Here is a 19,348-nt window from a genome sequence, read left to right as displayed (position 1 = left end):
CTTCAAGCGCATCCGCCCCGCGTTCCGCTACGACCGCTCCCTGGACGTCATCACCCAGGGCCGGGCCCACGGCATGGTCACCAAATCCAACCTGATCCTGGGCATGGGCGAAACCCGCGAAGAGATCTCCGAAGCCCTGACCGACCTGCACGCCGCGGGCTGCGACCTGATCACCATCACCCAGTACCTGCGCCCCTCCGAACGCCACCTGCCCGTGGACCGCTGGGTCAAACCCCAGGAATTCGTCGAGCTCGCCACCGAAGCCGAGGAAATCGGCTTCCTCGGCGTCATGTCCGGCCCCCTGGTCCGCTCCTCCTACCGCGCCGGACGCCTCTGGGCCACCGCGATGCGCAAAAAAGGCCGCGAAATCCCCGCCCATCTGGCCCACATCGCCGAAGGCATCCAGGACTCCGGCACCACCCGCCAGGAAGCCCGCACCCTCCTCGCACACCACGCATAGCACGTCGGCTAAAGCACGGTCAAAGGACCGGACCCCGGACAAATCCGGCGTCCGGTCCTTTGGCATAAATCACGTAGAATTAAGGCACTATGGCGAAATCCCCTGATTCCAGCAACTCGACAACATCGGCTGCCGACGCTCCCAAGCGTGGCTTGTTTTCCCGCAAGCCCAAGGAAGCCAAGGCCAAGAAGCCGAGCCAGCTGAAGCAGATCGGCGAGGTCTTCAAGATGACCCGCCGCAATGACCCTATCGTCGTGTGGCTCATGCTGTTGGCGTTCCTTGGCGTCGTTGCTGTCAGCCTCGTCGTCGGGTTCTTCCTGAACAACTGGGTCACCGGCCTGATCATCGGCATCCCCTTGGGCCTGCTGGCAGCTGTCTTCATCCTCTCGCGGCGCGCGGAACGTGCCGCCTTCGCGCAGATCGAGAACCAGCCCGGAGCTTCCGGTGCGGCTTTGGGAACCCTGCGCCGCGGCTGGATCACGGAAGACCAGCCGGTCGCCGTCAACCCGCGTACGCAGGACGCCGTCTTCCGCGCCATCGGCCGGCCCGGCGTCGTGCTGGTCAGCGAGGGACCGTCGCATCGCGTCAAGCCGCTGGTTGACGCCGAGCGCAAGAAGCTCGCCCGTATCCTGCCGAACGTCACCATTCACGTGATCGAAAGCGGTCGTGGCGAAGGCCAAGTGCCCATCAGCCAGATCGCAAAGACCATGAACAAATACAAGAACGAACTCACCAAGGTTGAGGTCGGCGCTGTCAGCAAGCGAATCTCTTCGCTGGGCAACCGCCTGCCGATCCCGAAGGGCATCGACCCATACAAGGCACGCCCTGACCGCAAGGCCGCACGCGGACGCTAACCACGACAAAAGCCGCCCGTTCCTGGAATCTCCAGGAACGGGCGGCTTTTTTGCCTGCGCAAAAAGTTACATCCGAATGAGGATCGTGTTCATGGCCCTGTCGTGGAGGCCACGCTGGTCAGGATCGAAAACAACCGCGGGAATCACCAGGCACAAGAGGATCGTCCTGACCAAAGCGGCCAAGGATCCTGCCTGCGCTCCTCCGAGCCGTACCACGTGGATGCCCGCAACCCGGTGTCCGATGCTGTAGCCCAGTGTGCCGATGAGAAGGACCTGTTCCACCGCAAAGACAGCGAGTGTCGCCCATTGGTTGCCGCCGAAGGCAAAGTTGCTGATCACCAGGGCGATGACCCAGTCGATGCAGATTGCCAGGATGCGACGGCCGGCCCGGGCCATGGAGCCTGGACCGGATTCAGGGAGGCCGAGACGCGCTCCCGGGTACTTGGAAATTCCGGACGTGTCCGGCCCTGTGAGCCATGAACCAATATCTTTACGATCAACCACACTTCAAGCTTACGGCTTCACCATCGCACGCCCGACGGCGGGAGGTGGCGCCGGCGGGCTGTTGGCTGTCTTCACAAGGAAACAGACACACAGGCGAAAGACATAGACTGGCACTGCAGTAGACCAGTAGCGTTTACACGGCAGGCAGTTCTGTAACCTGCTCGAAACAATACTGACACTCCGGGGAAATCCCATTTCCCTATGGTTGGAGAAGTTGCTAGCCGCCGCATCAGGGATACTTTTTTGTTTCCCTGCTTTCGGTTTGCGCTGGACCAGACGGCCCGAGGGGCCTGTTACCTGTTATGCGTTAGGAGCATAGATGTTCAAGACTGCGGACGAAGTCCTCAAGTTCATCAAAGACGAAGATGTTAAGTTCGTCGATATCCGCTTCACCGATCTTCCGGGCGTCCAGCAGCACTTCAATGTGCCGGCCAAGAGCGTTGACGCTGACTTCTTTGTCAACGGCCAGCTCTTTGACGGATCTTCCATCCGCGGTTTCCAGGGCATCGCCGAGTCCGACATGCAGCTCATCCCGGACGTCACCACCGCCTTCATCGATGCCTTCCGCATCGAGAAGACCCTGGCATTGAACTTCTCCATCGTGAACCCGCGCACCGGCGACCCGTACCACCGCGACCCGCGCGGCGTTGCCGAAAAGGCAGAAGCCTACTTGGCCTCCACCGGCATTGCGGACACGGCATTCTTTGCTCCCGAAGCCGAGTTCTACGTCTTCGACAACGTCCAGTTCGAATCCTCCCCGCAGGGTTCCTTCTACAAGGTCGACTCGATTGAAGCACCTTGGAACACGAGCCGCGAAGAAGAAGGCGGAAACCTCGGTTACAAGACCCCCTTCAAGGGCGGCTACTTCCCGGTTTCCCCGGTTGACCACCAGGCTGACCTCCGCGACGCCATGTGCATTGCGTTGGACGAAGCAGGCCTCGAAGTCGAGCGCTCGCACCACGAAGTCGGCGCTGCCGGCCAGGCCGAGATCAACTACAAGTTCACCACGCTGGTCCACGCAGCCGATGACCTGCAGAAGTTCAAGTACGTCATCAAGAACACCGCGTGGGAGTACGGCAAGTCCGTAACCTTCATGCCGAAGCCGATTTTCGGTGACAACGGCTCTGGTATGCACTGCCACCAGTCGCTCTGGAGCAACGGCGACCCGCTGTTCTACGACGAGAAGGGCTACGCCGGCCTGTCCGACACTGCACGCTGGTACATCGGCGGCCTGCTGAAGCACTCCTCTGCCGTGCTCGCCTTCACTAACCCGACGGTCAACTCCTACCGCCGCCTGGTCAAGGGCTTCGAAGCTCCGGTCAACATGGTCTACTCGCAGGGCAACCGCTCCGCCGGCATCCGCATCCCGATCACGGGCTCCAACCCGAAGGCCAAGCGCATCGAGTTCCGCGCTCCGGACGCCGCGTCCAACCCGTACTTGGCGTTCTCCGCCCAGCTCATGGCCGGCATCGACGGTATCCGCAACCGCATCGAGCCCCCGGCTCCGATCGACAAGGACCTGTACGAACTGCCTGCAGAGGAAGCCAAGGACATCCCCAAGGCTCCGGGCTCCCTTGAGGAAGCACTCGAGGCCCTGCGCGAGGACAACGAGTTCCTGCAGGCCGGCGGTGTCTTCACCCAGGACCTGATCGACACTTGGATTGAGTACAAGTACGAGAACGAGATCCGTCCGCTGTCGCTGCGCCCGAACCCGTACGAGTTCGAGCTCTACTACGGCGTCTAGCTAGATCTCGCGGCTAAATCGGGCATAGTCCGCAGACAGTCCGCAAGAATCCGCATACAGAAAAGCCGGCCTCAGGTTTCATCACCTGGGGCCGGCTTTTTCGTGCGCCCGAATCCGCCTAAGCATCCTTCTCGATACGCGACCGGAGCCGCTCCCCCAGCACCCGCGCTACTGCCGCCTTGGCCGACTCTTCCTTGTCCGGCCACATATGCCCGTAGGTGTCCAGCGTCGTCTTCGCTGAGGAGTGCCGGAGGCTCTTCTGGACCACTTTGACGTCGAGGCCTTGGGCAATGAGCAGGGACGCAAAATAATGCCTGAGGTCATGGAACCGGAACCCCTCCGGCAGGTCTTTGACCGTGGCCCGGGCTTCCCGGAAATAGTGCTCCACACGGTGCGGCGATATGCCGCGACCCCACTCGTTGGTGACCAGTGTTTCACTCCCCCACTTTGTGTGATTCACCGACAGCTCGAGGCATAGATTCTGGGGGATCGGGATGGGGGTCTTGGATTCCTCAGTCTTGAGCTCCACGCCGGGATACTGGATGGCCGGTGAGATGATCCCACGCATGAAATCAACATCGGAAACCCGTAGCGCCACAGCCTCGGCAATGCGGAGGCCCGCGAACGCGGCCAGTAGCACCGCGGGCTGTAGGCCGTCCGGCATGGCGTCATGCAGAGCCCAGATCTGCTCCGTCGTAGCGACATAGGGCCTCTGCTTCCCCGCTTTCGGAGCCGTCCGGCGGCTCAGCGGCGACTTGGGCAACAGCCCGTCATGCACGGCATCCCTGAACAACTGCCCCATACGTGAGTGCATGGCATAGACCGTGGAATCAGCCAGACCTTCATCACTTAGCCGCGCCGTCCAGGCCTTCACCTCAGAAGGTCGGACACTCTTGAGCACCCGGCTTCCAAAAGCCTCGTTGATCCGCTTCAGGTGCGTCCTTGCTTGGCGGACCGTCGATGGCCGATTGTTCTCGTAGCCCTTGAGCCAGATCGCCGACCATTCCTGCACCGTCGTAAGTGCCGTCTTCGGATCTACATAGGTACCCGCCACAACCGAGGCTGTGACCTCATCAAGCCACTTCTGGGCGTCTATCTTCCGGGTGAAGTGTCTGGCGTGCTCCTTGCCGGCTTCATCGCGGTAGCGCGCACGCCAAGACCCATTCTCACGCTTCTTTATGCTCGCCACGTGCCCCACCCTGCCTGTCGGTTTGCCAATGTCGTAGAAGCTCATCGAACCAAGGGCCTCGGCCTAGGATCTCCCCAGTGACAGGATCCTTTTCAATATTCATCTCGCCACCCGCACCCTTTTCGCCAATCCGCACCTCCTCAACCACGCCCGTCGGGGAAAGGCTCAACCAGGAGCGAGTCTGGGCTTGCTGGGCGTCCGAAAGAGTGGCGTTTTCCGCCGCCGCCGCAAGAACGAACTGGTATTGCTCATATTCCATGGCTGCGTTCTCGAGACGTTCGCGTGCATCTGCAATTTTGCTCAGTGCAACACGAAACAAGGCCTCGCTCGGCGTGGAAATCATGTCAAGGACGTCCACGCCGAGAATTTGGGCGATGTCGATCGATTCCGTAAGTCTCATCGGTCGCTCGCCCTTCTCGACCGACCAAACCGTAGCTTGAGACCACTTATACCCCAAAGACCTCATAGCGTCGGCAACATCCTGCTGGGACCGCTCGCCCCTAAATCGTGCAAGGTTTTGCCCTATGGCCTCATCCCTATCGCTCATGCCAACACCATACTAGAAAACCTTGTTGACAACTACTAGAAACATTGGTTACTGTGTTTTCTAGTGACAGTCAACTAGAAAACACTATCAAGAAGGAGTGGCGAATGAATGAAATCAACGCCATGAAGCTACTCACGTTGGAAGAGGTGGCAACGATGTTGCGGAAGTCGCCGGCCCAACTGCGGTGGATGCGACACAACGGCTCGGGGCCGCGATGCGCGAAGCTCGGCGGGCGAGTCATCTACAGAGAGCAGGATGTCGTTGATTGGGTAAATGCTGCGTTCGATGCAGCGCCAGGCGCATAGGCGCCGCCCGAGAAGATCGACGCAAACTCACCCTGAGCGATCCTTTGGTTGCAAACAATCGAAGTACGCCGCATGAAAAATGCGGCCCGGTTGAACTCGCCAAAGTCACCAACCGAACCGCTTGAAAACCACCAACAGGAGGATTTTTCATGCCCGATTCTATTACATCCGGGTCGAACAGTTACGTGACCGCTCGCCGACTCCGGTTCGCTCCCGGCCCAACGGCGACCAGTCCGCGGCACGCCTCGATTCCGGCCAACACTGCCGTCAAAGCCATCCCCAACGAATGGGGCTCCGCCACCCTTATCTTCAGCCTGGACCACGACGATGACTACCAACTTGAAGACGCGTTGGATGTCGTCGACTTCATCCCGGCCTAGTTGCAAGCCACCCACGTGTCGCCCGCGTGAACCAGCGCCGGCACTTTCATCGCAACAAACAGTCAAACCCAGCTAGGAGAACATTCGTCATGACCACCACAACAATCACCGCTTCACCTGCACATTTTGGCTGCTCCAACAGCCGGCCCACCCCCACTGCCCCTCATGGGTTCAGACCCGCCACGGCCGCGGACTTCACCAACCGCAGGGACGGATGGGTCGGCCCCATGATCTACGGTCCGGAACTTGTCAATGGGCGCCCCGAGGCGGCAGCAGTCCTGACCTGGGCACCAGATGACGGCCTCACCTACGTCCTCGATGAAGACATCTATCCCGACGCGGATCCGACCGCCGCAGAGGACGCCTTCGGACGGCTTGAGGCGCTTCTCGATTATGTCGCCTTGGAATCAGAGGCCACTTCGCCATCGGATCTAGCACGCGCCTTCCGGGCAAGCGAGGACAACTTCTACAACTTCGACGCTCCATGGGGCGACACCCAAGACCTCGTGCTGAACGATCGCGGGGAACCCACCTTGAACGCTTCAAAGGTGATCGGCGGAGGCGTCCCCATCGGCCTCCATCTGACCATCTCGCTCGAAGACTTCGAGGGCTTCGGCCTGGACGTGTATGCAGAAGGCGAAAATCTCGAGCTCACGGGAACGCGGGAAGAAATCGCGGCTGCGGCGGACCTCCTCGCCGAGATGGGCGCCAAGCTCAAGGCGTTCCTGGATGAGCGGCCGGCGTGACCATGTCCAGCGCTAGCAATGACCCCCTCCATCGTGCGGTGAACGCGATCATCGACGCTGACATGTCTCTAGAAGAAACCGTCGCCGCCTTCTGGAGCCTCATACCCAAGGAATTTCACGTGACGCATCTTGAGCGATGCAAAGAGGACCGTTCGTCCCGTCCAGCAGCGATCTCGTGATGCACGTGGACAAGATCGAGTTTTGGACGAATGGGAGAGGCCCACGAAAAGGGAGCGGCGCCACCCCCGAGTGGAAGCCCGTCACCATTCCGTGAAGCGCCCTTCCGAGAGCTTCCAACCTCCGTCGGCCGTTCTGTTCCAAGAAGAGAGCCGAGGCGGGATCGCCAACAACATGAAGAAGATCTGTTTGCGCATCAGATCGAAACGAAAGGGCAGCTATTGAACTACTCGGGTCAAGGCTTCGAGATCATCGTCAGATGCACCGGTAACCGCAAAGCGAAGAAAAAGCACAGGTACGACTTTGGCCGGGTCGTCTTCACTACTGCCCCTTTCAACGACAACCCCAGCGGCGACGTGATTAGGGAGTCCTGGCCGACGGAAGGTGGGTGGGTTGGGATTCTGGGAATAGAACTGCCTCGACACAGGGACGGATCATTCCGCAGGGCCAAAGTTCCGAGCATTCAGATATTCGAATCCCATCAGGACGATCAACCCGGAGCGACCAAGATTCTGGTGCGATGCCCCGTTTGCGGGACGAACAGACCCGTGAGCCTGCAAACTCTGGACCGCATCATAGCCCAAAAATTTGCCGACGGTGAACATGTTTTTGACGTTTCTAAGTAGGTTTAGTAGCGTAATCACTATCTGGACTTCGGTTCGGGTCGCGGGTGAGCTCCTTCGTCAGAGAGCTACGTGCATTCCAAAGAATGCATTGATCCTCATGGTTGCGTGGCGCAACCTTTCCCTGGTCGGGATGAGGTTCAATCGCCGTGGCCCGAAAGGCCCCCCGCCTTGTCAACCAAGAACCGCAAGATTTCCGAGCGAATGTCCCGCGCACGCGGAACCGTCGCCGCCATGTCAATTCACCACCCGTCAGACTCTCCCCAGGTCATCGAGGCCAAGCGGGAACTGCGGGCAATCAAGCTCCAAGAGTACGTCGCCAAAGCCGTCTCTGAATTTCCGCCCCTCACCGAGGCGCATCTCGAGGAAGCCGTCCGCCTACTGCGCGGTGATATCTCTTGATCGCGGCAACCCAAACATTGGTAATCGACGTCACGGCGTACCCGTGGCTCAACAGCTATGACGCCGGCGAGCTCGCCCGATATGCGGACGAAACCCTCATTGAGGCGCGGCCCGGGGATGTCGTTCAACTCCACGTCGGGCGATTGGAACCTGCACCGGTCCTCGAATCATTCGCTTGGGTGCGTGGTGATCTCATCTACAACGTAGTCGGCCCTTCCGCCCGGGTGAGCCGAGCTTGGATTCAAATGCTCCACGCTGCCGAACTCGCGAACGCGCCTTGGGCTGATGCCTGATGGCGCGAATTCGAACCATCAAACCCGAATTCTGGACTGACGGAAACATCGTCAAACTGTCGCCTTTGGCAAGGTTGTTCTTCATTGGAATGTGGAACTTCACCCTTTGCGATCACGGGCACGTTGCCGATGACGTCTTCCGATTGAAACTCCAAATCCTCCCGGCAGACGACGTAAACCCCGAATTGCTCCTAACCGAGATCATGGCCGCCGGGCGAGTCCAACGGATTTCTAACACCTCAGGCAGATCATTCCTCCACATCAAGCGATTTGAAGATCACCAAAAGATTGACCCTCGGTGGAAAACGCGCTGCCCCGCATGCGCTCAGGTTGACTCACTTGTTCCCGCCGAAACTCCGGTGAGTTTGAGCGAGCCGCGGGGAGACTCAACAGAACTCACCCTAGGAAGGGATGGGATGGGAAGGGACGGGAAAAAGACTTCATCAAAGCCTCCGGCTTCGAAGGAGTTCGATTCGTTCTGGGCTTCGTACCCGAGAAAGATCGGCAAGGATCTTGCACGGAAGGCTTACGAGAAGGCCCTCAAGCGGACGGACGCCCGCACGATCATGGACGGCCTTGAAACCCTGCGCAAAGAGGTGGCTGGCAAAGATCAGCAGTTCATTCCGCATCCAAGCTCGTGGCTCAATGCCGGCCGCTGGCAGGACGAAGCGCCTCAGGGCGCCCTGCTCGCCGTCGTGCCCCAGCAGTATGGGTGGGCGAACTAGTGAACCCGGAACAGTTCGTAATTGGCGCATGCATGCTGTCCCGCGATGCCGTCCGCTTTGCGACAGAAATTGTCCACCCCGAAGACTTCCAGAGCCACCTCCTGGGGGAGGCGTTCTCGGTCATGCGGGAAATGCATGCCAACACGGAACCCATCGAACCGGGCTCGGTCTTCCTTAAACTCAAAGCCCGGGGAATACCCAACCTCAACATCACCGACTTCTTCGCTTGGCAGCAAGGAACGTCCTCCGCGCACACCGTCGAGTTCTACGCGAAACAGGTGCGCGAGGAATCGGTGAAGCGTGCTCTCCGCTCTACAGGCCAACGGCTGATCCAGCAGGCAACGAGTGACGGGTTGCCGCCAGCCAAGGCCCTCAGCGATGCCATGGAGGACCTCAAGGCCATCCGGGAAAACACCCCCGGGCAGGGCATCGGCTCCAAGAAGCTCGCCGAGATCCTTGCCGTGAAGGAAGACCACGACTGGGTTGTTCCGCGGTTGTTCGAGCGCGGGGACCGGATGGTGATCACTGGATACGAGGGTTTCGGGAAGTCCACATGGATCCGGCAGATGGCCATCCAGTTGGCGGCAGGCATCAACCCGATCACATTGGATCACATCGATCCGCTCCGGGTGCAGGTCGTCGACGTCGAGAACACCGAGGGTCAGTGGCGCAAGGAGGTCCGGGGCATGGCCGCAAGGGCTCGCCAGTACGGCACGAACGATCCCGGGAATATTGACGTCGCCTGCCACGGTCGGATCGACATCACAAAAGACGCCGCGCTCGGCGCAATCCACCGTCTCGTTGACCAAAACCGACCGGAGATCACGTTTATCGGCCCGATATACAAGATGGTCCCAAACGGCATAAACAACGACGATGACGCGGCGCCGCTCATCACAGCCCTTGACTCCCTGCGGGACCGCGGCTTGGTGCTGGTCATGGAGGGCCATTCGCCGAAGGGCAACGGGCAAATGGCCCGAGACCTCTCACCGCGTGGTTCCGCTGCACTCATGGGTTGGCCGGAATTCGGATTCGGTCTGGCTCCCGAGGGTGACGGTTCGACCGCAGCAACGATCCAGCGCTGGCGCGGTGACCGAAATCAGGGCACCGATTGGCCCAAGCGACTCGAAAAGGGCGGGCCGTTCCCGTGGACTGCCGACAACATCCACCCAAACACCAGACGCAGGTACTACGGGGCCGGCGACGGACAGACGGACGGGGCGGTCTGGTGAGCACTCAGAACAAGGTTCGGACACCCAAGGTCCGACGAGACCTCATGAGAGAGGCACAAACGGGGGACCCAAGACAGTCGCCAGTTGAGGTGCTGAACGCCACTCAGGCGCCACGGGAAGGCGGCGATGTACGGACTGTCATTCATGCACGGGCAGACCGGGAAAAGGTGCGCCATGACTCTGCCACGCCCCCTGGCAGATGCGAGCTGTGTGTACCAAATATCCGCATCGTCGAGGACAGCTATTTCCTCACCATTACCGAAGCCGCGCATGAAGCCCGCTGCCCGAATTACCCCTCCGAACACACTCAACTTTTGAAGGAATCCACCACATGGTGAATGCAGTCATGGGCCTAGGCAGCGATATGCCCCAACGCCTCAACCAAATCGAACGCAACATCCGGGACCTCTCGACTCAGCCCGTCCTGCGGCACGCTTCCACCGGGCAGGATGGCGGAAAGGGTCTGTCGACCGATGTTGATGGCTTACACCTCTTCACGCCTAGCGGCACGGAAGTAATCCACCTCGATACAAACACTGGGACATTCTTCGCGATTGGACAGGTCGGGCAGGTCTCGATCAGCGGCGGTGCGGACATTGGTTCCACCGTCCCGCTGATCGAGTTCGCCACGAGCGACAATGGCGGAGTTCAGTCGTACCCTGGCATGCTTTTCCAGTCGTACAACGAGCTGATCATGCAAGGCCCGCAGACCATAACAAACGGATCCTCCAATGCCATCCTGTCGGCCAAGGACAGTGGGGCATGGGCGAAGACCTACGACACCACCGGCTCGGGTGCCGCGTACCTGAATATTTCCAATACCGGTACGTTCTACCTCGGCAACTGGGCTGGAACTGCGGGTGTCTATACGACAGCGAAGAACGGCCCGGTGCTGATCGTTGGGGGCCTAACCGTGAGCGGTACGAAGAACTTTGTCCAAGATCACCCGACGAAACCGGGATACATCTTGAAGCACGCCTCTGTGGAGGGCCCGGTCAACGGCGTTGAATATTTTGGCACTATTACTCTCGGCGGCAACGGTGAGGCTGTCGTGGCGTTGCCTGACTACTTCGAAGCCCTCACCTACGCGGAAAACCGGAACGTGCAAGTGACGGCCATTGGCCGGGCTTCGGTTCCAGTCTCGGCTGACCGCATCAGCGCGGGTAGCTTCACGGTCTATGGGGCTGCGGGACAGGAAGTGGACTGGATGGTCAAGGCAGTGCGCTGCTCCACTAACCCGAACGAGCCGATCGACTTCGAGGTTGTCTCCTTGAAGGACACCACGCCGCCCACGCCGCCCACGGATTCGACGGCGGACACAAGGAAGGCGCCGTCCGCGGCGGCGCCTTCCACGAGTTCTAACGGCCCGGCGCCGGTGGGGGTCCAGGCTTGACCAGGTTCGCGCTGGTTGTACCGGCAGCAAGGCTCGGCGGAGGCGTGACAACGATGACCGGCCCTGTTCCGCCAGCCTTGGGCGCGGGTGCGACGGGCTGTTCGAGAACCGGCGCGACGGGCTCTACCGGCGCGGGAGCCTGGACTGGAGCTGGAGGAACCGGAGCGGCCGGGCCTGCTGCTATGGGGGCATCTGCTGGCGTTGCTGGGGCAACCGGGACTGTCACGGTTGCTGGCGCGGTGGTTGCCGCAGCCGGATCCGGCGAAGGCGCCACAGTGACCGAGGCTGTCGGCGCCGCGGTAGCTGTGGGTGTAGCGGTCGCGGTCACTGTCGGGCCGGGCGTGGTGTCCGCGTTCGCACTAGCGACCATGCCGAAGGTCAGTCCGCCGGCCAACAGGACAGCAGCGCCGCCGCCAAGTGCGGCCAAGGTCGTTTTCGTCTCCATGCCCACAGATTAATCGCCGAAGCCCCAAATTAAAACCCTTTTCATCCAACGAATTTACAAAGCAGCGCGTGGCGCCGACCGAACGGCCGGACGCCAACCAACCAATGAAGGAACACCTCACGCAATGAGCAACCAAGATATCAATCCGAATGAACTGATGCCCGCCGACGAGCAAGCCGCCATCGGGAGGGCTGCAATACTCGGACACTTCGAAATGATATGGGCGGAACTGCAGTCCACGATCAATCAGTTGAAGGAAAACCCGGAACTCGTCACACGGGAACACGTCATTCTCTACAAAGACGCCATTCGCCACTTGATGGAATGGCTTCGGGCCAACGGCATCGAAGTCTATGCCCAGGTTTCTGAGGCGAAGGGCATTGATGTTCTGCCGGGTGATCGCCTGTGAACGGCCGCGAAATCACTCGGGCGCAGCGAGGAAACGGGGCCGACGCCAGTGGTCTATGACACCTATCGTCCGAACCTCGGCGCCCTCGTGTCAGGAATTACCGCGCAGTGGATCGTCGCCCGCCTGCCGAAGTCCGCCATGGAGGACACATGCCGGCACTTTCGCGATCGGGGCCGACCTGACGTTGCCCGCACCATCCACGAAGGGTGGCGGGACATCGAAGCAGCCGCCCAAGCCCATGCGAGAACTGTGCGCGAAGCCGAGATTTCCGTCACCGGAAGGACGGAAGGGCCGGAAACGGAAATGCCGCCAGTCTTGAAGAAGAAGGAGATCACTCCGGAGGCCGCGGCCACCATTCTCGGGACTACCTCGAGCAGGGTAAGGCAGCATCTCCGGGCCGGTCGCCTCCGTGGCAACAACACAAGTGGCCGATGGTTCATTGAACCCGAGGCTTTGAATGAATTCCGACTTGAGAGAAGCGCATGAACCATAAGGACCAGAGAGGCGCACGATGAGTGAAGAGCCTGACGTCACCGAGCTCATTGAGCTAGTCCAAACCAGACTAGGGACGACACGAGCAGCGGCGGAAGACTACGTCCACGGGACGATTCTTGGTGAGCCTCGGACAGGCGAGACGACCGCAGCTCACCACATCCAAGAAGCGTTGACCAGCTTCCGCGCAATGCCCGCCCTCGTCGTGACTCCAGCTCCGGTCCGCCCGAGCCTGGGAAGGCTGCACCAGATCATGGCCGACGTGGAATGGCTCACGACATCCGTTGAGAGGCGCGACGTCTTGCCCACCCCCGACGAGATCCGGGCACTGTTCAGCTACGCCGCAAGGATGAAAGTTGTAGCCAAGGGCGCCGGCCTCGAATTCGAGGAGGACCGGTGAGCTTCACCTTCCCGTCGATGGTCACTTGGGACCCCAACGGTAAACAGAACGTCAAGAATGTGTCGTTCCAGGTGTACGCGGTCACGGACACGGGTTTCACGACGCCGCTGGCGATCACGGACACGTTCAACAACCCCTTGCCGGGCAACATTCTGAACTCGGGCACGCAAGGTGTGTTCCCACAGTTCCAGCAAGCCACCAACTCCACCGTTGTGATCGCGGACGCCACCAAAGTGTACGCATGGACCATCAACTGCGTCCAACAAGACAGTGCCACAGCAAGCTTCATCACCACCGGTGGCACAGCTACGAAGGCGGCGCTGGATGGCGCTTATGCCGCCACGTCTACAACAGTTCCGAAATGGGTCACGGCCACCGCCTACACGGCAGGGCAACTGGTCATCTCACCCAATGGGGACGTTGTATCCGCCATCGCCAGCCACACTTCGGGCGGCACCTTCAGCGCCGCCAACTGGAACCTCAGCCCGACTTATGCCTCATTCCTCGACCCCGCATCCATAGGGCCGATGGGCATCCGCAAGAAGACTTCATCCACCTACGGAACGGGTTACGTTTTTGGCACGGCAAGTTCTTTCGGGTTTTCCGGGACGGGAACACCAGCCGACATTGCCGGCGCGTTTGGGATCTACCAGGAGTATGGGCGCAGCGCCCCCGGAGCTAACGTGCTACATACGACGCAGGGCGGCTACGCGATCACCAACTACTGGGGGCCGACGACTGACGACGTAGCGGAGGGCTTCTCCAGCGCGTGCCTTCTGAAGGACGGCGGCGTTCCGTTCACACAGAATGCGTCTACGACCGCGTTGGAGGGCATCTCTCAGGTCGAGAACAATGTCACGGTCACTGGAAAGACCGTCGCCGTGTCAGGCCGAGCAGGCTTCAAAGGAACATCCTCGACGGCATACGGCTACTCGTTCTATGCCCAGACAGAGAAGGATGCTTCGGCGTCCGTGGCAACTTATGTCGGCTTCGCTCAGGACGCCACCGGAGGGGCGACGAACAACTTCGGCGTCAAAGTCGTTGACCGGATCGAAACTCAGACCAGCCTCGGAATCAATCCCGCCAGCGGCAATGGTTTGTTCAACGTGAACATGGCTGGGGTGTCCGTCAGTTCGGGAAACACGCCGTTTGCCCGGGTCTTGCCTCCCTCAACATCCGACTTCGTCAGTCTCCGCGTGGGTGCCGCGGCCGGCCAGACGAAGAACATCCAAGAGTGGTGGCCATCAGGGGCATCAGCGGCACAGGCATACGTCGACACAACGGGAGCAGTTAGAAGCCGGCAGGGCTTCTTCGCGCACGACTCGGGCGGCACCACCATTGTCGGGCTCACTTCATCGGGACCGAAGTGGTATGCATCTGGGCTTCAGCAATCCACCGTGGGGGCCGCCGGGTCAGCGGCCGCCTTACCAGCAGCACCCAACAAATACCTCAAGGTCGTTGATGCCAGCGGGACAACACTGGTCATTCCGGCCTACAACGCATAGGAGAAACAATGAACCCCTCAGCAATCCTTGCCCTGCTTAGCGATCTTTACGCGCAGGTCGCCGCCGCTCAAGAGGAAGCGGCGGCACAGTTGGCACGGGCAAATAATGCAGAAGCCCAGCTTCGGCAAATAGAAAATCAGCCGCAACCCAAACCGAAGACCCGCCGGCCGGCTGTGACTCGCTCGGGCGGGTCAAAGGAGGTAGGTCGAAGTAGTGCCTCGATGCCCTAGGGAGCGAGAGCAGCGAGGACGCGGCGGGCAATCTCGGCATGGCCGGCGTCGTTCGGATGGTTACCATCCGCCGCCAGGGGGTATACGGCAGAACCCTTCGGAGCTACGGTTGCGGGATTTTCCCGAAGATCGCCAATCTTGACGAACTTGCCGCCCCTGGCTTCGCAGGCCTGTTGGATCTGCGTATCGAAACCTTGGGTCGTTCCGAACTGCCATGTCCCCACGCAGACTAGGACCGGTTTGGCTGCCGTGAGCCTCGTAAGCAGGGACTCCAGGTTCGCCCGGAACGCGCCAAGGTCAGTCTTATTGACGTCGTTGGTGCCGAGCTCAAGCACGACAAGATCTGGCGCGGCAGGGATGTTGGCTAGTGCCGCTACTTGCGCGAGGTTCGCGCCGGCCTTGAAGTCCGCAGTAGCGTCCACTTTCCCGCCAGCCTCAAGGCCTGCAGCCACGAGGGGTCGGAATGACTTCGGCTGCTCCGTCGCATTCCACCCGTCCGTCAGAGAGTCACCTATGAAATAGGTGGAGAGCACCCCATCGGCCCGCCCCTTGGCCAGGGGATCAACGGGGGCTGGTGAGGGTGGCAACGTGACGCCTGCCTCATAGGCCTTCTGAACCTTCTCGGACACGGGTGGCGGCGAAGATGCACAGCCCGCCAAGGCCAGCGCCGAAATTACGATCACAGCAGGAAGTACGCGGCGAAGGTTCAAGGAAATGCCCCCAATAGTCATGCCCTGATTGTAAAGGCTCCATACGGCCGAGGGTGTCGGATGACTGAATCCCCGCTTCACCCTCCCAGACCCTCACTATTTTGACCTAGACAGACTTCGGTATAGGAAGGAACCATGACGAAAGCTGGAACTACAAGACACTTGGAGCTCCGCATGAAAGGGGCCGACGCAGGCCTCGTCGTCGGGCAGCTCAAGGCGATGCTGGCAGCGCTGCCTCCGGACGATTCCAGTGCCAACGATCTGCATCTTCGAAACTTGATGGAGGCGTTCATTGCGGGCTTTGAGATCGGACCGCATGCCGCTTAGAGAGGAAGTCGCATCGGCGCGTCGAGTCGCAAGTTGGCGTAAACTGTTTCAGATTAGAGCCGCCCTGATCTTGCCGACATCCCTGTTTTGTCGGCAGCATGTGATTGAGTAGATACATCAGACTGGTTATCTCGAACGCTAGGAGTCAGAATGCCCGCGATCCTATCCGAGCGACCAACCCAGCTCACTTCGTTCCCGAAGTCGTTTGCGGATTTGCCCGCTCACCATCGCTTTGCACTCGCGCTCATTGCGGCGCACAATGACGTTCGCCACGAACCGACCCCGCGCCGGGTATTGCTGAGCTACGTTTCTTCCACCGTTGGCGAAAATTCGAATCCTTTCGTACGCAGGGAGCTTCCGGAACGTCTAATGGCTGTTCTTGCAGACCTGAGTGATCAGTCATTGATGGACACTTTGCCGGATGGACTAAAGCTGTCATCTTCCGCTGAGGCGGCACGGGAGAGTTGGAACGGGCCTTTTAGGGAATTGGTTTCCAGCCTCACCGCAACAATAAGCGCCCGTTGATCTCTGAGCTTTCCGCTATCCTTCAGGGATGACAGAGAGCACCGGGTATTCGCTAGAAGACTTTGAACAGCAGGGCCTGAAGCAAGCGCATAATACTGAAGCCATCGACCCCCGCGCGCCTTTCAAACATGATCGCGACCGCATCCTCTATTCAAGCGCGTTTTCTGCACTAGCCGGCAAAACGCAGGTCGTTCCCGCCGATGAGCTAGGCGGCTACCATACTAGGCTGACCCACAGCCTTAAAGTTGCCCAGGTCGGCCGGCGAATGGCTGAGATGCTTGTCCTGGAAAATGGCGGCAATGGGCCAGATCCTGATTTAGTGGAGTCCGCCTGTCTGGCTCACGATATCGGGCACCCGCCATTTGGTCACGCGGGCGAGACGGCGCTCCGGGAGACTTACGGGGAATTGATGAACGAGTATCGAGAACCTGGAGACGCTGAGGCTGGCGCTGATGGATTCGAAGGCAATGCTCAGAACTTTCGCATCCTCACCTATTTGTCGGATCGCAGCCATGGCGGTCACCGAGGCCTTCACCTAACCCGTGCGACGTTGGACGCGACAACGAAGTATCCGTGGCGGCGAGCTCTCGAGAAGTCGGACGGCGACATTGATAAAACCCGAAAGTTCGGAATCTATGCCGAAGACGAGGACACTTCCACGTGGTTATATGGCCCTTCGTTGCCATCTGGGCGACCCGTGGAAGAACAGATCATGGACTGGGCGGATGACGTAACTTACGCGTGTCACGATCTCGAGGATTTCTTTCGGGCTGGTTTCATTCCGCTTGCGTCGATCGTAGCTTTCCCCACGGTCTCGGGGAAGCTGGATTTGACCCAAGAATCCGAGGAGCTTTCATACTTCCTAAACTACGTCGAGGGTAAGTGGACCGTCTTTGATCGTCAGGATGCCGTCGATCAGCTCCGAATCTTTAGCAACTACTTCCGGTTCTTTGGTCCGTTTCGAGGAAGCCATAGGGATCGGCAGGCTCTAGCCGCCACTACTCGAGGGCTGATTCGCCACATGCTGACGGGTATAGCACTGGAACCGACAGAAGCCTACGACGGTCACCTGACTCGATATGGGGCGAAGTTCCGAGTTCCGGAGGACCGCCAACGCATGTGCGCTCTGCTCAAGGAGCTGATTTGGTGCTATGTGATCGATCGGCCTGAACTGACAGGGCAGCAGCGTGGACAAAAACACATGGTTTCCGAGCTCCTTCGTTGGCACTCGGCGGATCCAGAGCACCTTCTCCCTGCAGATAGGCTGGAGGACTTTCAGGATCATTCAAACCGAGTTCGCGCTGCATGCGATCACGTGTCGTCACTGACCGAGAAGCAGGCGACGACGCTGTTCAGGCGCATGAGCGGTACCGATATCGGATCCATCACGGACGTGGCATACTGAGGAGATTTCCATCCGTAGGCATGGTTTGAAACAGAATGTGCCTAAGATTTTCCTTCTTACATAAAGGGAACCCTTTGTGTAAGCTCGGGTCATGAACGCCACGGATTCAGCCCTTAGGGTCGTCGGTTACATTCGCGTCTCCACGTCCAAGCAGGACATCGGCCCCGAGGTGCAGATTGCGGCGCTGGAGGCCGAAGCCAAGCGGAATGGATGGGCGCTCACGATCTACCGTGAAGACGCCGCCTCCGCACAGAGTCTCAAGAACCGGCCCGTGCTAGCCAGGGCGCTCGCAGATTTGAAGGGCGGATCTTTCGACGCGCTCGCAGTTTCGAAGCTCGACCGCCTCAGCCGTAGCGTCGCAGACTTCGCTGGGATGTTGGAAACGGCGAACCGTCAGCGATGGGCCCTGATCTGTCTTGATCTCGGGATCGATACATCGACCATCACCGGCGCGGCAATGGCGCAGGTCACCTGTACTTTCGCGGAGATGGAGCGCAAGAAGATCGCGGAGCGCACCCGCGATGGCATGGCGAAGATCAAGACGACGACGGGCAAGCACATGGGGCGCCCCAGCTCGCTGCCTGCGGCTACCGTCCGTCAGATCGTCTCAGAGCGCGAAAACGGCGCCTCACTGGCAGGGATTGCCAGAAGTCTCAACGAGGGCGCCGTGCCGACTGCTGCGGGCGGGAAATGGTACGCCTCGACGGTGCGTCAAGTGCTTGGGAGTGCAAACGCGGGGAACATGAGCAAATGAGTGCGTGCGCAGGCCGCGGCACCTATCCTGCGCGGGCATGGACGAACCAAATTCGGAGTACGCGAGATCCAGGCTTTAGTCGCCTGCTGGAGTCAGGCGTGGAGAGGGCTGGGATCAATCCAGGTCAGTACCACGACTAACAGGCCAATGAGTCCGAAGATAGCCATCCCCCAAGTCCAGGTCTCATAGCCCTTCCAGGTAGGAACGGGGAGACGACCGGCCGCCAGCCGTACGTTGATTTTGTTTCTCCGCTCCACGAAGGGGCTGCCATGAACGCGCAAATGTTCGGGGTGGCCTTCCTCGTAGACTTCAAGCCAGTGTGCATCCGACAGCTCGGCTTGGCGGTGTCGTGCCATTAGCGACACACAAAGCACCGCCACGACGACAGACAGGGTGGCAGCAAGGGTTCTGGACCATTTTGAGGTGTCGGCCCCAAGGGCGATGGTGAACAGGAAAGCCTGAGCCGTCAGAGACAGGAGTGGAACTTGCCACAGCAGGTTGTCCCACTGCAAACGCCGAGCAACAACAGCCTGATAGACGGAGCGATGAGGATCATCCATGAATCAGAGTAT

Annotated in this window: 22 protein-coding genes and 1 pseudogene; 17 read left to right on the top strand and 6 right to left on the bottom strand. The window is 59.9% G+C overall.

Annotation, left to right across the window (positions count from 1 at the left end):
• A pseudogene (locus tag VLA65_RS18880) lies at positions 1–460 on the top strand (lipoyl synthase); the annotation flags it as partial.
• Between the two features lie 89 nt (positions 461–549).
• Positions 550–1,314: a DUF4191 domain-containing protein gene (locus VLA65_RS18875; protein ID WP_059389126.1), complete on the top strand. Its 765-nt coding sequence runs from the start codon at positions 550–552 to the stop codon at positions 1,312–1,314.
• A 66-nt stretch (positions 1,315–1,380) separates the two neighbouring features.
• Here the strand turns inward: VLA65_RS18875 and VLA65_RS18870 are convergent, their stop codons facing one another.
• Entirely contained in the window at positions 1,381–1,818 is a 438-nt protein-coding gene (locus VLA65_RS18870) for an RDD family protein (RefSeq protein ID WP_332603369.1), read from the bottom strand.
• Between the two features lie 319 nt (positions 1,819–2,137).
• On the opposite strand from VLA65_RS18870, the gene glnA reads away from it, so the two are divergent.
• Positions 2,138–3,562 carry a type I glutamate--ammonia ligase gene (gene glnA / locus VLA65_RS18865; protein WP_059389128.1) on the top strand — a complete coding sequence of 475 codons (1,425 nt, stop codon included), beginning with the start codon at positions 2,138–2,140 and terminating at the stop codon, positions 3,560–3,562.
• A gap of 118 nt (positions 3,563–3,680) precedes the next feature.
• On the opposite strand, the gene VLA65_RS18860 is transcribed toward glnA, so the two are convergent.
• Both VLA65_RS18860 and VLA65_RS18855 read right to left on the bottom strand, forming a co-directional pair.
• Positions 3,681–4,751: a site-specific integrase gene (locus VLA65_RS18860; protein ID WP_332603368.1), complete on the bottom strand. Its 1,071-nt coding sequence runs from the start codon at positions 4,749–4,751 to the stop codon at positions 3,681–3,683.
• Positions 4,729–5,298, bottom strand: a complete 570-nt coding sequence (locus VLA65_RS18855) for a helix-turn-helix domain-containing protein (protein ID WP_332603367.1) — start codon at positions 5,296–5,298, stop codon at positions 4,729–4,731. The genes VLA65_RS18860 and VLA65_RS18855 overlap by 23 nt, the downstream gene beginning before the upstream one ends.
• A 104-nt stretch (positions 5,299–5,402) precedes the next feature.
• Here VLA65_RS18855 and VLA65_RS18850 point away from each other — a divergent pair, with 104 nt between their 5' ends.
• From VLA65_RS18850 to VLA65_RS18815, 8 genes are all read left to right on the top strand, one after another.
• Entirely contained in the window at positions 5,403–5,603 is a 201-nt protein-coding gene (locus tag VLA65_RS18850; RefSeq protein ID WP_332603366.1) for a helix-turn-helix transcriptional regulator, read from the top strand.
• A gap of 149 nt (positions 5,604–5,752) precedes the next feature.
• On the top strand, positions 5,753–5,983 hold the full coding sequence (locus VLA65_RS18845; RefSeq protein WP_332603365.1) for a hypothetical protein: 231 nt from the start codon (positions 5,753–5,755) through the stop codon (positions 5,981–5,983).
• 89 nt (positions 5,984–6,072) lie between these two features.
• Positions 6,073–6,729, top strand: a complete 657-nt coding sequence (locus VLA65_RS18840) for a hypothetical protein (RefSeq protein ID WP_332603364.1) — start codon at positions 6,073–6,075, stop codon at positions 6,727–6,729.
• Between the two features lie 971 nt (positions 6,730–7,700).
• On the top strand, positions 7,701–7,931 hold the full coding sequence (locus VLA65_RS18835) for a hypothetical protein (RefSeq protein WP_284990877.1): 231 nt from the start codon (positions 7,701–7,703) through the stop codon (positions 7,929–7,931).
• Entirely contained in the window at positions 7,928–8,224 is a 297-nt protein-coding gene (locus VLA65_RS18830) for a hypothetical protein (RefSeq protein ID WP_332603363.1), read from the top strand. The genes VLA65_RS18835 and VLA65_RS18830 overlap by 4 nt, the downstream gene beginning before the upstream one ends.
• Positions 8,224–8,949, top strand: coding sequence for a hypothetical protein (locus VLA65_RS18825; protein ID WP_332603362.1), 726 nt, complete (start codon positions 8,224–8,226; stop codon positions 8,947–8,949). The genes VLA65_RS18830 and VLA65_RS18825 overlap by 1 nt, the downstream gene beginning before the upstream one ends.
• The gene (locus tag VLA65_RS18820) at positions 8,862–10,181 is read left to right on the top strand and encodes an AAA family ATPase (RefSeq protein ID WP_332603361.1); all 1,320 of its coding nucleotides are present in this window, start codon (positions 8,862–8,864) and stop codon (positions 10,179–10,181) included. The genes VLA65_RS18825 and VLA65_RS18820 overlap by 88 nt, the downstream gene beginning before the upstream one ends.
• Positions 10,182–10,512: 331 nt before the next feature.
• Positions 10,513–11,574 (top strand): hypothetical protein, encoded by a 1,062-nt coding sequence (locus tag VLA65_RS18815; protein WP_284990872.1) that lies wholly within the window; start codon positions 10,513–10,515, stop codon positions 11,572–11,574.
• On the opposite strand, the gene VLA65_RS18810 is transcribed toward VLA65_RS18815, so the two are convergent.
• Positions 11,540–12,019, bottom strand: coding sequence for a hypothetical protein (locus tag VLA65_RS18810; protein WP_284990871.1), 480 nt, complete (start codon positions 12,017–12,019; stop codon positions 11,540–11,542). The genes VLA65_RS18815 and VLA65_RS18810 overlap by 35 nt on opposite strands.
• Positions 12,020–12,143: 124 nt before the next feature.
• Between VLA65_RS18810 and VLA65_RS18805 the strand changes: the two genes are divergently transcribed.
• The 3 genes from VLA65_RS18805 (at position 12,144) to VLA65_RS18795 (ending at position 14,825) form a co-directional block, all read left to right on the top strand.
• Positions 12,144–12,428: a hypothetical protein gene (locus tag VLA65_RS18805; RefSeq protein WP_284990870.1), complete on the top strand. Its 285-nt coding sequence runs from the start codon at positions 12,144–12,146 to the stop codon at positions 12,426–12,428.
• A 511-nt stretch (positions 12,429–12,939) separates the two neighbouring features.
• Entirely contained in the window at positions 12,940–13,320 is a 381-nt protein-coding gene (locus tag VLA65_RS18800) for a hypothetical protein (RefSeq protein ID WP_332603360.1), read from the top strand.
• Positions 13,317–14,825, top strand: a complete 1,509-nt coding sequence (locus VLA65_RS18795; protein WP_284990868.1) for a hypothetical protein — start codon at positions 13,317–13,319, stop codon at positions 14,823–14,825. The genes VLA65_RS18800 and VLA65_RS18795 overlap by 4 nt, the downstream gene beginning before the upstream one ends.
• A gap of 226 nt (positions 14,826–15,051) precedes the next feature.
• Here the strand turns inward: VLA65_RS18795 and VLA65_RS18790 are convergent, their stop codons facing one another.
• Entirely contained in the window at positions 15,052–15,786 is a 735-nt protein-coding gene (locus tag VLA65_RS18790; RefSeq protein WP_284990867.1) for an SGNH/GDSL hydrolase family protein, read from the bottom strand.
• A gap of 153 nt (positions 15,787–15,939) precedes the next feature.
• Here VLA65_RS18790 and VLA65_RS18785 point away from each other — a divergent pair, with 153 nt between their 5' ends.
• The 3 genes from VLA65_RS18785 (at position 15,940) to VLA65_RS18775 (ending at position 18,776) form a co-directional block, all read left to right on the top strand.
• Positions 15,940–16,092 carry a hypothetical protein gene (locus VLA65_RS18785; protein WP_284990865.1) on the top strand — a complete coding sequence of 51 codons (153 nt, stop codon included), beginning with the start codon at positions 15,940–15,942 and terminating at the stop codon, positions 16,090–16,092.
• A 553-nt stretch (positions 16,093–16,645) separates the two neighbouring features.
• Positions 16,646–18,022, top strand: coding sequence for a deoxyguanosinetriphosphate triphosphohydrolase family protein (locus tag VLA65_RS18780; RefSeq protein ID WP_284990863.1), 1,377 nt, complete (start codon positions 16,646–16,648; stop codon positions 18,020–18,022).
• Between the two features lie 91 nt (positions 18,023–18,113).
• Positions 18,114–18,776 (top strand): recombinase family protein, encoded by a 663-nt coding sequence (locus VLA65_RS18775; protein WP_284990862.1) that lies wholly within the window; start codon positions 18,114–18,116, stop codon positions 18,774–18,776.
• A 92-nt stretch (positions 18,777–18,868) separates the two neighbouring features.
• On the opposite strand, the gene VLA65_RS18770 is transcribed toward VLA65_RS18775, so the two are convergent.
• Positions 18,869–19,336, bottom strand: a complete 468-nt coding sequence (locus VLA65_RS18770; protein WP_284990861.1) for a hypothetical protein — start codon at positions 19,334–19,336, stop codon at positions 18,869–18,871.
• Between the last annotated feature and the right edge of the window lie 12 nt (positions 19,337–19,348).

The sequence above is a fragment of the Arthrobacter sp. S2(2024) genome (genome assembly GCF_036662515.1).
GTDB lineage: Bacteria > Actinomycetota > Actinomycetes > Actinomycetales > Micrococcaceae > Arthrobacter.
This window is presented reverse-complemented; position numbering and strand designations above follow the sequence as displayed.